At 68.0% G+C, this 13,121-nt stretch carries 12 protein-coding genes; 4 read left to right on the top strand and 8 right to left on the bottom strand.

Annotated features, from left to right (window positions below; translation table 11 throughout):
- Positions 1-142: 142 nt before the first annotated feature.
- Entirely contained in the window at positions 143-454 is a 312-nt protein-coding gene (locus ACZ3HL_RS42985) for a hypothetical protein (RefSeq protein ID WP_465420434.1), read from the bottom strand.
- 74 nt (positions 455-528) lie between these two features.
- On the opposite strand from ACZ3HL_RS42985, the gene ACZ3HL_RS42980 reads away from it, so the two are divergent.
- Positions 529-1,098 carry a DUF4291 domain-containing protein gene (locus ACZ3HL_RS42980; RefSeq protein WP_465537621.1) on the top strand — a complete coding sequence of 190 codons (570 nt, stop codon included), beginning with the start codon at positions 529-531 and terminating at the stop codon, positions 1,096-1,098.
- Here ACZ3HL_RS42980 and ACZ3HL_RS42975 read toward each other — a convergent pair.
- The gene (locus tag ACZ3HL_RS42975; RefSeq protein WP_465537620.1) at positions 1,095-1,361 is read right to left on the bottom strand and encodes a hypothetical protein; all 267 of its coding nucleotides are present in this window, start codon (positions 1,359-1,361) and stop codon (positions 1,095-1,097) included. The two genes, ACZ3HL_RS42980 and ACZ3HL_RS42975, sit on opposite strands and share 4 nt — an antisense overlap.
- A gap of 361 nt (positions 1,362-1,722) precedes the next feature.
- On the opposite strand from ACZ3HL_RS42975, the gene ACZ3HL_RS42970 reads away from it, so the two are divergent.
- Entirely contained in the window at positions 1,723-5,442 is a 3,720-nt protein-coding gene (locus ACZ3HL_RS42970) for a multifunctional oxoglutarate decarboxylase/oxoglutarate dehydrogenase thiamine pyrophosphate-binding subunit/dihydrolipoyllysine-residue succinyltransferase subunit (RefSeq protein WP_465537618.1), read from the top strand.
- A 125-nt stretch (positions 5,443-5,567) separates the two neighbouring features.
- Complete coding sequence (locus ACZ3HL_RS42965) at positions 5,568-6,356, top strand: SMP-30/gluconolactonase/LRE family protein (RefSeq protein ID WP_465537616.1); 789 nt, start codon at positions 5,568-5,570, stop codon at positions 6,354-6,356.
- Here ACZ3HL_RS42965 and ACZ3HL_RS42960 read toward each other — a convergent pair.
- Complete coding sequence (locus ACZ3HL_RS42960; RefSeq protein ID WP_465537615.1) at positions 6,353-7,069, bottom strand: hypothetical protein; 717 nt, start codon at positions 7,067-7,069, stop codon at positions 6,353-6,355. The two genes, ACZ3HL_RS42965 and ACZ3HL_RS42960, sit on opposite strands and share 4 nt — an antisense overlap.
- 132 nt (positions 7,070-7,201) lie before the next feature.
- On the bottom strand, positions 7,202-8,767 hold the full coding sequence (locus tag ACZ3HL_RS42955; RefSeq protein ID WP_465420446.1) for a S8 family peptidase: 1,566 nt from the start codon (positions 8,765-8,767) through the stop codon (positions 7,202-7,204).
- Between the two features lie 393 nt (positions 8,768-9,160).
- On the opposite strand from ACZ3HL_RS42955, the gene ACZ3HL_RS42950 reads away from it, so the two are divergent.
- Positions 9,161-9,676, top strand: coding sequence for a GNAT family N-acetyltransferase (locus ACZ3HL_RS42950; RefSeq protein WP_465420449.1), 516 nt, complete (start codon positions 9,161-9,163; stop codon positions 9,674-9,676).
- A gap of 80 nt (positions 9,677-9,756) precedes the next feature.
- On the opposite strand, the gene ACZ3HL_RS42945 is transcribed toward ACZ3HL_RS42950, so the two are convergent.
- The 4 genes from ACZ3HL_RS42945 to ACZ3HL_RS42930 are packed head-to-tail and all read right to left on the bottom strand — an operon-like array spanning position 9,757 to position 13,110.
- Positions 9,757-10,656, bottom strand: a complete 900-nt coding sequence (locus ACZ3HL_RS42945; protein ID WP_465537613.1) for an ABC transporter substrate-binding protein — start codon at positions 10,654-10,656, stop codon at positions 9,757-9,759.
- Positions 10,653-11,342, bottom strand: a complete 690-nt coding sequence (locus ACZ3HL_RS42940) for an ABC transporter permease (RefSeq protein ID WP_465420453.1) — start codon at positions 11,340-11,342, stop codon at positions 10,653-10,655. Before ACZ3HL_RS42940 ends, ACZ3HL_RS42945 begins: the two co-directional genes overlap by 4 nt.
- Positions 11,339-12,022, bottom strand: coding sequence for an ABC transporter permease (locus ACZ3HL_RS42935; RefSeq protein ID WP_465420455.1), 684 nt, complete (start codon positions 12,020-12,022; stop codon positions 11,339-11,341). The genes ACZ3HL_RS42940 and ACZ3HL_RS42935 overlap by 4 nt, the downstream gene beginning before the upstream one ends.
- A complete protein-coding gene (locus tag ACZ3HL_RS42930) occupies positions 12,022-13,110 on the bottom strand; it encodes an ABC transporter ATP-binding protein (protein WP_465420457.1) in 1,089 nt (362 codons plus the stop codon). The genes ACZ3HL_RS42935 and ACZ3HL_RS42930 overlap by 1 nt, the downstream gene beginning before the upstream one ends.
- Positions 13,111-13,121 lie beyond the last annotated feature (11 nt).

Raw genomic sequence — 13,121 nt, 5'->3', positions numbered from 1 at the left:
GGGCGCTTACCACAACCCAACAAAACCAAACAATCCTGTTCCCCACCGGGCCCCCCCCAACCCCGCCTTCCCGCACAACCGCACCGGATCGGGCCACAAAGGCGTCGTGAGTGGCAATTCGGGGTCCAGCCCGAAACGCCGTTCACGCAGCAGAGAGATCCAGCTGGAATTGCGCCCCCGGAGCCGCCGGCTCCCATCCCCGCGCCAGCGCCAGCCGGATCGCCCGTTCGACATCCGAAGGCAGCACCGCCTTCGACGGCACCCCCATGTAGTTCAACGGATGCGCGTGATCCGTCTGGACCACCAGCACCGCACCCCGCGCGTCCTCCAATTCCACCCCGTACGAAAGGAAGTACCCGCCCTCCTGTGCGTAGGTGGGCTTCCGCCGGACGATCCACCGATAAGCGGTCTCGTCGACCACGATCCGCCGAGAACCCTTGCGCAGCAATGCCATGAAGCAAGCATGACGAGCCGGGCAAGGGAATTTCGGTCGCGCAAGCCCACCGCACCTGTCACGCTGAACAGGAAATGAAAGAAGAGATCCCGGCGCGGCAGATCCGCGCCGTACACACCGAGACCACGATCCGCGTCTATCAGGCGTATTCGCCGGCCATCGCCGACGCCGCGCTGAAGGCGGGCACTTTCGTGCCGCCGTTCAAACGCGAACGCATGACCTGGATCAAGCCGTCCTTCCTTTGGATGGCGTACCGCTGCGGCTGGGCGGCGAAGCCCGGCCAAGAGCGCGTGCTCGCCCTCGACATCACTCGCGAGGGTTTCGCATGGGCGCTCGAACACGCGGCGCTCAGCCATTACGACCCCGGCGTCCACCCCGACCGCAAGGCGTGGCAGGACGAGGTCAAGACCAGCCCGGTCCGCATCCAGTGGGATCCGGAACGCAGCATCCGGCTCGGCGCCCTGAAGCACCGATCGCTTCAGATGGGCCTGAGCGGCGAAGCGGTCGATCGCTATGTCGACAAATGGATCACGGCGGTCACCGACGTCACCCCGGTCATGCGCGAGATCGGCGCCCTGGTCGCGGCGAGCCGCATCGAAGACGCCGAAGCACTGCTGCCCGCGGAGCGTCCGTACTCCGGCTAAGGCCGCCACTTGAGGCCGCCCATCCCGGCGACTTCGAGGTCCTGAGGCGAAGCCCAGCGGACGGTTCCGGGCCGGACGTGGACCCCGGCCGTCACCGTCCAGTCCGGCTCGTCGGGCTCGACGTGCTCCATCTCCTTGAAGTCGGCGAGCGTCGGCCAGACCGCCGAGCACGAGTCACACATCAGCACGACCTTGCCGGACTCGGTGACCAGCGGGCGCACGCGCCCCTCGTCCCAGAACGACGGGCACTCGTCCAGCCACATGGGCCGCCACCACCTCGCGGGCGATCGGCGGCCGGCACGACACCGGCCGCATCCTCCACCCAGCGAAACCCCCCGACGTGAACTCCAGGCTGTCCGGGCACGACGACCCAGCCAACCTTTACCGACGGGACAGTGACCTGACCTGCACGGACGGTGAAAGTGACAGCAAAGGTCCCTTGCTCCCCCGCGGGACGCGAACCGGGCCGGATTTCGGTCTCTTGATCGAGACAGTGACCCATCACCTAGTGCGCCACGCCTCACACAGGCCAGTTCCATCACACGGCTGCGACCGAGGGGGTTAGCCTGGTAGGCGCATCAGCGGTGTTCAAGATCTCGAGACGGATAGAGGCGAGTCCAAGCCGTGTCCAGCAGCAGCCCTGCGTCACAATTCGGCCCCAACGAGTGGGTCGTCGAGGAAATGTACGACCAGTTCCTTGCCGACCCCAGCTCAGTCGATGCCGCCTGGCACGACTTCTTCGCGGACTTCAAGCCAACGCAGGACGCGCAGGCGAAGGCTGACGACGCACGTCAGACCTCTGCGGAGGGAAGCGCGGACGCCAACGGCCAGGCCACGAAGCCGACGCCGCAGACGGTCCGCAACGCCGAGTCCGCCGCGAAGCAGACCGCCCCGGCGAAGGCTGCGCCGAAGACGGCCCCGAAGACCGAGGCCAAGGCGGCGGCGCCCAAGGCCGCGCCCAAGCCGGCGGAGAAGGCCCCCGCCAAGCCCGCCGAGAAGGACGCCGAGCCGGAGTCGAAGCAGCTCCGCGGCGCCGCGGCGGCGATCGCGAAGAACATGGACGCCTCGCTGTCCGTGCCGACGGCCACGAGCGTGCGCGCCGTCCCGGCGAAGCTGATGGCCGACAACCGCATCGTCATCAACAACCACCTCAAGCGCACGCGCGGCGGCAAGATCTCCTTCACGCACCTCATCGGGTACGCGATGGTCCGCGCGCTGAAGAACTTCCCGAACATGAACCGGCACTACCAGCTGATCGACGGGAAGCCGTTCGCGGTCACGCCGGAGCACGTGAACTTCGGTCTCGCGATCGACATGAAGGGCAAGGAAGGCGCCCGCACGCTCGTCGTGGCCTCCATCAAGGCCACCGAGAACATGACCTTCATGCAGTTCTGGCAGGCCTACGAGGAGATCGTCAAGAAGGCCCGCAACGGCAAGCTGACCGCCGACGACTTCGCCGGCACCACGATCTCGCTGACCAACCCCGGCGGTATCGGCACCAACCACTCGGTGCCGCGGCTGCAGGCGGGCCAGGGCGCGATCATCGGCGTCGGCGCCATGCAGTACCCGGCGCACTTCGAGGGCACCAGCGAGAAGGCCCTGGTCGACCTCGGCGTCTCCAAGATCATGACGCTGACCTCGACCTACGACCACCGCATCATCCAGGGCGCGGAGTCGGGCGAGTTCCTCAAGCGCATCCACGAGCTGCTGCTCGGCGAGGACGGCTTCTACGACGACGTCTTCACCAGCCTGCGCCTGCCGTACGAGCCGATCCGCTGGGTCGCCGACATCCCGGACGGCCCGGTCGACAAGACCGCGCGCGTGATCGAGCTGATCGACGCCTTCCGCATGCGCGGTCACCTGATGGCCGACACCGACCCGCTGAACTACCGGCAGCGCAGCCACGCCGACCTCGACGTCCTCTCCCACGGCCTGACCCTGTGGGACCTGGACCGCGAGTTCCCGGTCGGCGGCTTCGCCGGCCAGGAGCGGATGAAGCTGCGCGACATCCTCGGCGTGCTGCGCAACTCGTACTGCCGCACCGTCGGCATCGAGTACACGCACATCCTCGACCCCGAGGAGCGCCGCTGGATCCAGGACCGCGTCGAGATCCCGCACGAGAAGCCGGACCCCGCCGTCCAGAAGTACGTGCTCTCGAAGCTGAACGCCGCCGAGGCGTTCGAGACCTTCCTGCAGACCAAGTACGTCGGCCAGAAGCGGTTCTCGCTCGAAGGCGGCGAGACGGCGATCCCGCTGCTGGACACGCTGCTGGACAAGGCCGCCGAGCACGAGCTCGACGAGGTCGTCATCGGTATGCCGCACCGCGGCCGCCTGAACGTGCTCGCGAACATCGTCGGCAAGCCGATCGCGCAGATCTTCCAGGAGTTCGAGGGCAACCTCGACCCGGGCCAGGCGCACGGTTCCGGTGACGTGAAGTACCACCTCGGCGCCGAGGGCAAGTACTTCCGCATGTTCGGCGACGGCGAGACCAAGGTGTCGCTGACCGCGAACCCGTCGCACCTGGAGACCGTCGACCCGGTGCTCGAGGGCATCGTCCGCGCGAAGCAGGACATCCTCGACAAGGGTGGTGAGGGCTTCACCGTCCTCCCGGTCCTCATGCACGGCGACGCGGCCTTCGCGGGCCAGGGCGTCGTGGCCGAGACCCTGAACCTGGCGCTGCTGCGCGGGTACCGCACCGGCGGCACCGTGCACGTCATCGTCAACAACCAGGTCGGCTTCACCACCGCGCCCGAGCACTCGCGGTCGAGCCAGTACGCCACCGACGTCGCGAAGATGATCGGCTCCCCGATCTTCCACGTGAACGGTGACGACCCCGAGGCCGCGCACTGGGTGGCCAAGCTGGCCGTCGACTACCGCCAGGCGTTCCACAAGGACGTCGTGATCGACCTGATCTGCTACCGCCGCCGCGGCCACAACGAGGGCGACGACCCCTCGATGACGCAGCCGGCGATGTACGACATCATCGACACGAAGCGTTCGGTCCGGAAGACCTACACCGAATCGCTGATCGGCCGCGGCGACATCTCCGTCGAAGAGGCCGAGGCCGCGTTGCGCGACTTCTCCAGCCAGCTGGAGCACGTGTTCAACGAGGTCCGCGAGCTGGAGAAGCACCCGGCGAAGGCCAGCCCCTCGGTCGAGGAGGAGCAGCAGGTCCCGGCGAAGGTGCCCACGGCGACCACCACCGAGGTCATCGAGCACATCGGCGACGCGTTCCTCAACGTGCCCGAGGGCTTCACGCCACACCCGCGGGTCAAGCCGGTCATGGAACGCCGTCACAAGATGTCCCGCGAAGGCGGCATCGACTGGGCGTTCGGTGAGCTGCTCGCCTTCGGTTCGCTGGCCATGGAGGGCCGCCTCGTGCGGCTGTCCGGCCAGGACTCCCGCCGCGGCACCTTCACCCAGCGCCACTCGGTGCTGATCGACCGCAAGACCGGCCAGGAGTACTCGCCGCTGGCCAGCCTGGCCGAGAACCAGGGCCGCGTGATGATCTACGACTCGGCGCTGTCCGAGTACGCGGCGGTCGGCTTCGAGTACGGCTACTCCGTGGCCAACTCCGAAGCGCTGGTCATGTGGGAAGCGCAGTTCGGTGACTTCGTCAACGGCGCGCAGACCGTCATCGACGAGTACATCTCCTCCGGCGAGGCCAAGTGGGGCCAGCTCTCCGACGTCGTGCTGCTGCTGCCGCACGGCCACGAGGGCCAGGGCCCGGACCACACCTCCGGCCGCATCGAGCGTTTCCTCTCGCTGTGCGCCGAAGGCTCGATGACCGTCGCGGTCCCGTCGACCCCGGCGAACTACTTCCACCTGCTCCGCCGTCACGCGCTCGACGGAGTCAACCGGCCGCTGGTGGTCTTCACCCCCAAGTCGATGCTGCGCAACAAGGCCGCGACTTCGCAGGTCGAGGACTTCACCGGCCAGTCGAAGTTCATGTCGGTCATCGACGACGCCGTGGTCGACCCGTCGAAGGTGCGCAAGGTCCTGCTGACCTCGGGCAAGCTGTACTGGGAGCTGGTGGCCGAGCGCACGAAGCGCGAGGCGGACGACGTCGCGATCGTGCGTGTCGAGCAGTACTACCCGCTGCCGAAGAAGAAGCTGGTGGCGGCGCTCGAGCGCTACAACGGCGCTCCCGCGGTCTGGGTCCAGGAGGAGCCGGAGAACCAGGGTGCGTGGCCGTTCTTCGGCCTGAACCTGCCGCGGAAGCTCCCGGAGGTGTTCTCCAGCCTGGACGTCGTGTCGCGTCGTCCGATGGCGGCGCCGTCGGCCGGTTCGTCCAAGGTGCACGAGGTCGAGCAGAAGGCGCTGATCGCGCGGGCCTTCGACTGATCGCCTAGAAGTCCGTGAAGGCCTCCTTCCCTACTCTCAAGGTAGGGAAGGAGGCCTTCACGGCATTGGGGTGTCGAAAACGGCGGGTCCCGTTCGTGTAGGGGGAAACGAACGAAGGAGACACCATGAACACCCTGCTCGACGGCCTCAAGCTCCCCGAATCCGCCCGCTGGCACGACGGCCGTCTCTGGCTGGCGAACTGGGGCGGCGGGCAAATCCTCGCCGTCACGCCCGGCGGCGAGGGCGAACTGATCGCGAACGTGCCGACCGCGATGCCGATCACCTTCGACTGGCTCCCCGACGGCCGCCTGCTCATCGTCGACGGCCCGAACGCCCGCCTGCTCAACGCGGATCTGAGCACCTACGCGGACCTGAGCCCGGTCGCCTCCCTCTGGAACGAAGTCGTGGTCGACGGCCGCGGCAACGCCTTCGTCAACGGGATGAACGACTTCCAGGCTCCCGGCGTCATCGCCGTCGTCACCCCGGACGGCGAAGTGCGCCAGGTGGCCGACGGCATCTTGTTCGGCAACGGCATGGCCGTCACGCCCGACGACAAGACGCTGATCGTCGCCGAGTCGTACGGCAGCAGACTGACCGCGTTCGACATCGCCGAGGACGGTTCGGTGTCCGGCAGGCGGGTGTGGGCGGACCTCGGCGGCGACCACCCGGACGGCATCTGCCTCGATGCCGACGGGGCGGTCTGGTACGCGGACGTGGCGGCCAAGCACTGCGTCCGCGTCCGCGAAGGAGGCGAAGTACTCCAGAAAGTCGAATCCGACCGAGGCTGCTTCTCCTGCACAGTCGGCGGCGAGGACGGGCGTTCGCTCTACGTCCTCGCCGCCCAGTGGCACGGCTGGGAGAACCCGTTCGGCGACGGGCCGACCGGGCAGGTCCAGGTCACCGGAATCGGCTAGCCGATCGCCTCGGAGGTCGCCTTGGCCAGCTTCAAGGCGTTCTCCTTGCACACCGTCTGGTTGACCGTGCCGGACGGGTTGGGGCCGGTCACGAGGATCTCGCCCTCGACGTTGCCCTGGTAGAACTTGATCTGGCACTGGCTCGACGAGTCGAGTTTGGTGTGCACGGCCTTGGTCGCCTTCGCCATGCTGGGGATGAGCACGCCGCCATCGGTCACGGCGTTCTCGACCCCGGCCTTCGCCCACTCTTCCCCGGCGCCCGAACCCGGCTCCTTCGACTTCGACAGGTACATCGAGACGGTCGCCGAAGGTGCGTTGGGCTCACGCCAGCTGCAGGACGAACGGGTGTAGGTGATGTCGTCGTTCGACGTGCTCGCCGGCTCCTCGCCCTTCGGCGGCTCGAGCGGCGGCAGGTTCCGGATCTTGGTCCCGATCCGCTGGCAGGCGGGCATGGCGGTGTACTTGTCCGGCGGGCCGGTCTTCTTGGACGACGTCGGCGCCGCGGTCGGCGACGAACCGGAGTCGGACAGCAGCAGGACGGCCGCGACCCCGCCACCGCCGAGCAGCACCACCGCGCCGATGACGAGGCCGACGATGAGCCCGGTGTTCGACTTCTTGGGCGGCGGCCCGTATCCGGGCGGCGGGTATCCCGGATATCCCTGCGGCGGATACGGCTGCTGAGGTCCCTGCTGATAGGGCGGTCCGGGCTGCATGCGGAGAGGGTAGAGCCTCGCGAAGGTCCTTAGTGGACGAACGCCGCAACTGGGCGCCGAATCACTCTCCGGAGACGGGAAGGCCCCCTTCCCAGCAGGAGGAAGGGGGCCTTCACGTACTCCAGGTGTGGATCAGACGGTCAGCGACCAGCTGTTGAGCGAGCCGGTGTCGATCCGGTAGACGTCCTGGACCTTCAGCTTCCAGGCACCGTTCGCGGCCTCGGACGAGACGTTGGCGGTGTAGGTGGTGTTGATGTTGTTGGACGAGTCGTTGCTCGAACCCTTCAGGCGGTACGAGCTGCCGTCCGGCGCGACCAGATCGATGACGAGGTCACCGACGTAGGTGTGCGTGATGTTCACCGCGACCTTGGTGGTGGCCGAGGCGTTGCGGGCGCAGTTCGCGACGGTGATCGTGCTGGTCACCGCGGCACCGGCGTCGGGGATGGCGACGGCGCTGTTGTTGGTCTGCGTGCCACAGGGGGTGGGCTCGGGGTCGGGGCCACCGCCGGTGCCGGTGTAGAGCAGCACGTTCGGCGAACCGGTGCCCGGGTTGGTCACCTTGTCCTTGGTGCCGTTGGCGACCAGCGCGTCACGGACCTGCTTCGGCGTGGCCGACGGGTTGGCGGCGGCGTACAGGGCCGCCGCGCCGACGACGTGCGGGGTCGCCATCGAGGTACCGCTGATGGTCCTGGTGCCGTTGCTCAACCACGCCGACGTGATGTCGCTGCCCGGCGCGAAGATGTCGAGGCAGGTGCCGACGTTGGAGAAGCTGGACCTCGCGTCGGTCCTCGTGGTCGAGCCGACCGTGATCGCTTCCGGCGTACGGGCGGGCGAGGTGTTGCAGGCGTTGGCGCCGTTGTCGTTACCGGCCGCGAGACCGTAGGTGATACCGGCCGCGATCGACCGCTGAACCGCCTGGTCGAGGGTGCTCGAAGCACCGCCACCCAGGCTCATGTTCGCGACGGCAGGCTTGACGGCGTTCGCGGTCACCCAGTCGACACCGGCGATGACGCCGGCGGTGGTCCCGGAACCGGAGCAGTTCAGCACGCGGACGGCGACGAGCTTGACGCCCTTGGCCAGACCGTGCGCGGTACCGCCGATGGTGCCGGCGACGTGGGTGCCGTGACCCTGGCAGTCCGTGGCGTCGTTGTCGTTGTCGACGGTGTCACGGCCGTGGGTCGCGCGCCCGCCGAAGTCGGGGTGCGTGGTGAGGATGCCGGTGTCGATGACGTACGCGGTGACGTTCGACGCCGTGGTGCTGTAGCTGTACTTCTGGTCCAGCGGAAGGTTCCGCTGGTCGACCCGGTCCAGGCCCCACGACGGCGGGTTCAGCTGGTCCGCCGAGATCGAGACGGTCTGGTTCTGCTCCACGTACGCGACGGCGGGGTCGGCGGCGACGCGCTTCGCCTGCTTTTCGGTCAGCGCACCGGAGAAACCACGGACCGAAGACGCGAAGGTCTTCTCGACCGTGCCGCCGTGGCGCTGGGTCACGCTCTTCGCGGTGGCTTCGACCGACGAGCCGTCCTTCAGCACGACGATGTAGCTGTCCTTGATCGCCTTGTCGCTACCCGCGTTGACGATCGAACCCTCGGCCGCCGACGCGACGGTGGTACCGCCGAGCGCCGTCAGCACGGCGACGGCCGCGGCCACACCGAAGGCGGGCAGTCGTCTCTTCAAGGTTCCCAGGGAATTGTTCAAGATATTCCTCCCAGGCAGGGTCGACCCACAGGCATGAAGAAGCCCGCCGGATCGTTGGGGTGACTCAGAGGTGAAGCGCGTTCCACTTAGGAGCGCAGGCTGAGACTAAGTCGCGGATTCACCCCAAGGAAGACCTTGCATTACGGACATCTCGGTAGTAGTGGACGTCGCGCCAGCGCAGTTCGGGCACCGTTCAGCCCCCGCCTTTAGTCGCGTTCTACCGCCGTACGGCCCACGAAGAATTGGGGATCCGCACATCCGGTGGTCGTTTTCCGTCCCACTGGCCGTTTCAGTGCCGTGGAAGTACACACGGATGGCCGCCTACTAAAGTCGCGACGCCGCGGCGCGGAAATCGATTTCCATCCTACCTTCGGATGGAGCACACTCGGGCGCATGCTGCTCCGACAGGAAACCCCGGCCGACCGCGAGGCGATCCACGCCGTCCATCTGGCCGCGTTCGAGAAACTCAGTGTCCCGGTGGTCGAGGCGAAACTCGTCGACGAACTGCGGGAGGACGGTGACCTGATCGGCGCACTGTCCATCGTGGCCGAACGGGACGGGGAGGTCGTCGGGCACGTCTGCTGCAGCCCGGCCAAACTCGGCTCCGACGAGAAGTCGGCGGTCGGGCTCGGCCCGCTCGGGGTCCTGCCCCAGTACCACGCCTCCGGCGTCGGCTCCGCGCTTGTGCACGCCGTGCTCGGCGCGGCGGACGCGCTCGGCTACGGCGCCGTCGTCCTGCTGGGCGACCCGAACTACTACTCCCGCTTCGGTTTCGTGCTCGCCGCACAGCACGGGATCACGCCGCCGGTCGCGGAATGGGCGTCGCACTTCCAGGTCCGCACCCTTCGCGCGTACACGCCGGAGCTCCAGGGCGAGTTCCGCTACTCCGCCGCGTTCGACCGCCTCTAGCCCCTCCCGCATTTCGTCCTCTGGATGCGGTCCTTGCGCGTGCAACTACCGCATCCAGAGGACGAAATGCATAGGGTTGGTCAGGCGGGCGCGAGGAGGTTGTGCCGGCGCAGGAACTCCTCGGCGACGTCGAGCGGGTTGCGCTTCTCCTCGCTGAACTGGACGTTCAACTCGGTCAGCTCCTCGGTCGTGAGCACCGCCGAAACCCGGTTCAACGCGTCGGCCTCCTTCGGCGACAGCGTCCCCTTCGCGACGAGCGGAACGATGTTCTGCGCGGGGAACATGTTCTTGTCGTCCACCAGCGGGACGAACCCGTTCGCGGCGATGGACGACGACGTGCTGAACAGATCGGCGACCTGGATGTCACCGGACTTCAGCGCGGCGACCGTGACCGGGCCGCCCGTGTCGGTCGTGCGGATCTCGGCGAACTCACAGCCGTAGAGCGACTTGATCTTGTCCTTCCAGCGGCTGCTCCACTGGCCGGGACCGCCGAACACGAACTCCCCGCACCGCTTGCCGAGATCGGAGAAGGTCCGGATCCCGGAATCGGCGAGTTCCTTCCGCACCACCAGCAGGTCCTTGTCCTCCGCCGGCGCCTGTTCGAGGACCTCGAACCCGGACGGCACCTTCTGCTTCAGCTGCGCGTAAACGTCCTTCGGCGTGGTCGCCTGTGTGTCCTTGTCGAAGTAGCGCAACAGGTTCCCGCTGTAGTCCGGCACCACCGAAAGCGATTTGTCCTGCAGCGCCTTGACGACGACCTCGCGGCTGCCGACCGGCGGGCGCACCGTCACGTTCTCGGCACCCGCGTTCCGCAGCGCGCCCGCGTAGATCTGGGCCAGGAGAAGGCTTTCCCCGACGTCGGACGCGCCGATGATGATGTCGCCGGTCGCCCCGCCTTCGGCTCCGCCGGCGAGCGGGTTGCCGCAGCTCGCTGTCAGGAGCGCGATCCCGGCGAACAGCGCCGCCACCGTCCGCCTCATACCTTCGCCTTCTTCCCGCTCGCCGCCTGCGCCAGCCGAACCCCCTTGGGCACCAGCACCCGCTGGACACCCGCCAGCGCGAGATCCAGCACGACCGCGAGCAACGTCGTCAGCACCGCACCCGCGACCACCTGCGGATAGTCCAAAATGGCCAGTCCGTCGAGCAGGAACCGGCCGAGCCCGCCGAGCCCGACGTAGGCGGCCACGGCGGCCGTCGCCACCAGCTGCAGCACCGAGTTCCGCACCCCGCCGAGCACCAGCGGCAGCGAGATGGGCACCTCGACCTTCCACAACCGTTGCCAGCCGGTCATTCCGATGCCCTGCGCCGCGTCGACCACGCCGTGATCGGTCGCCTGCAGGCCCGCGTACGTCCCGGCGAGGATCGGCGGGATGGCGAGCACCACGAGCCCGATGATCGTCGAGAGCTCGCTTTCGGTGAAGAGCAGGAACAGGAAGGTCACCAGCCCCAGTGTCGGCAACGCGCGGATCGCGTTGCCGCCACTCACCAGCAGTACCGCGCCGCGGCCGGTGTGCCCGACGTAGAGCCCGAGCGGGATCGCGATGAGCAGCGCGAAGACCAGCGCCAGCGCCGTGTAACCGAGATGCTGCAGCAGCCGGGTGGGGACGCCGTCGGGCCCCTGCCAGTGTGCCGGGTCACCGAACCAGTTCAGGACGTCGCCGATCATTTCGCCCCCGCCGTGGTCGCCACCCGGTCCCAGGGTGTGAGGACATTACGCAGCTGGACCAGCACCAGGTCCACGATCAGCGCGAGCAGCAGGGTCGCGACGATCCCGACGACGATCGGGGAGAAGTACTCGCGCTGGAAGCCGTCGGTGAACAGCACGCCGAGCCCGCCCGTGCCGATCAGGGCGCCGACACTGACCAGGCTGATGTTGCTGACCGACGCCACCCGGACGCCGGCCGCGAGCACCGGCACCGAAAGCGGCAGCTCGACGGCGAGGAAACGGCGCGCGGGTTTGTAGCCGATCGCCGTGGCCGCGGCGACGACGTGCGGCGGGACGGCGTCGAGCGCGTCCAGCACCGGCCGGACGAGCAGGGCGGCGGTGTAGACGGTGAGCGCGACGATGACGTTGACGCTGTCGAGGATCTTCGAACCGATGATGCCCGGGATCACCACGAACAAGGCGAGTGACGGGATCGTGTACAGCAGATTCGACACCACCAGCAGCACGGACCGCGCCGCCGCGAACCGGTGACCGAGCCAGCCCGCCAGCACCGCGATCACCAGCCCCAGCGCCAGCGGGACCAGCGAAAGATAGATGTGGTCGAGCAGGTCGCCGAAGAACTGCGACCTGTTGTTGGCGCTGCCCAGGTAGCGGCCGAGCTCCGCGAAGAAGTCCCCCATCAGGAACTCAGCGACGGCGCTTCGATCACTTCGAGGACTTGCTGGGCTCTGACCACGCCGAGGACTTTCAGGTCGGCGTCGACCACGACACCGAGGCTCGCGGGCGACGAAAGCGCCGCGTCGAGCGCGCCGCGGATCGGCGAACCCTGGACGTACAGGGATCCGCCCGCGACGAGATCGGTCTCCGCGAGCTCACCGTCCACAGTGGACCCCGGGCGCAGCCAGCCGCGCGGCTGGCCCTCGGCGTTGACCGCGACCTGCCAGTCGTCGGACGGTCCGGGGGCGGGCTTGCCGACCTCGACCCGTTTGACCTCCTCGACGACGATCCCGTCCGCGGAGAGGAAGGAGAGCCCGCGGTAGCCGCGATCCTTGCCCACGAAGGACGCGACGAAATCGTCCACGGGATGACGCAACACCTCCGAGGGCGTGCCGTACTGCGCGAGCACCCCGCCGACGCGGAGCACCGCGATCTTGTCGCCGAGCCGCACGGCCTCGTCGATGTCGTGGGTGACGAACACGATCGTCTTCCCCAGCTGCGACTGAAGGCGCAGCAGTTCGTCCTGCAGTTCCTCGCGGACGATCGGGTCGACGGCGGAGAACGGCTCGTCCATCAGCAGCACCGGCGAATCCGCCGCGAGCGCCCTGGCGACGCCGACGCGCTGCTGCTGCCCGCCGGAAAGCTGGGCGGGGTACCGCTTGCCGAGTTCCGCGGGCAGGCCGACGGTTTCGAGCAGCTCGGCCGCGCGTTTGCGCGCCTTGCCCTTGTCCCAGCCGGACAGCAGCGGCACGGTGGCGACGTTGTCCAGCACCGTCCTGTGTGGAAAGAGGCCGGCGTGCTGGATGACGTAGCCGATGCCGCGGCGCAGCAACGCCGGGTCGCCGTCGCTGACGTCCTTGCCGTCGAGCAGCACCGAGCCCGAAGTCGGCTCGACCATCCGGTTGATCATCCGCAGCGACGTGGTCTTGCCGCAGCCGGACGGCCCGACGAAGACGGTGATGGTGCCGTCCTCCACGGTGAGGTTCAGGTCGTCGACCGCGACCGTCCCGTCCGGATACCGCTTGGTCACGCCACGGAACTCGATAGTCACGTGTCTCTCCC

Source organism: Amycolatopsis sp. NPDC000009 (assembly GCF_055563465.1).
This window is presented reverse-complemented; position numbering and strand designations above follow the sequence as displayed.

Bases quoted from the DNA above. Each gene is read 5' to 3' on its own strand.
- ACZ3HL_RS42940 (WP_465420453.1), bottom strand. From the start codon at position 11,342: ATGATCGGCGACGTCCTGAACTGGTTCGGTGACCCGGCACACTGGCAG.
- ACZ3HL_RS42960 (WP_465537615.1), bottom strand. From the start codon at position 7,069: ATGCAGCCCGGACCGCCCTATCAGCAGGGACCTCAGCAGCCGTATCCG.
- ACZ3HL_RS42950 (WP_465420449.1), top strand. From the start codon at position 9,161: ATGCTGCTCCGACAGGAAACCCCGGCCGACCGCGAGGCGATCCACGCC.
- ACZ3HL_RS42965 (WP_465537616.1), top strand. From the start codon at position 5,568: ATGAACACCCTGCTCGACGGCCTCAAGCTCCCCGAATCCGCCCGCTGG.
- ACZ3HL_RS42935 (WP_465420455.1), bottom strand. From the start codon at position 12,022: ATGGGGGACTTCTTCGCGGAGCTCGGCCGCTACCTGGGCAGCGCCAAC.
- ACZ3HL_RS42980 (WP_465537621.1), top strand. From the start codon at position 529: ATGAAAGAAGAGATCCCGGCGCGGCAGATCCGCGCCGTACACACCGAG.
- ACZ3HL_RS42985 (WP_465420434.1), bottom strand. From the start codon at position 454: ATGGCATTGCTGCGCAAGGGTTCTCGGCGGATCGTGGTCGACGAGACC.
- ACZ3HL_RS42975 (WP_465537620.1), bottom strand. From the start codon at position 1,361: ATGTGGCTGGACGAGTGCCCGTCGTTCTGGGACGAGGGGCGCGTGCGC.
- ACZ3HL_RS42945 (WP_465537613.1), bottom strand. From the start codon at position 10,656: ATGAGGCGGACGGTGGCGGCGCTGTTCGCCGGGATCGCGCTCCTGACA.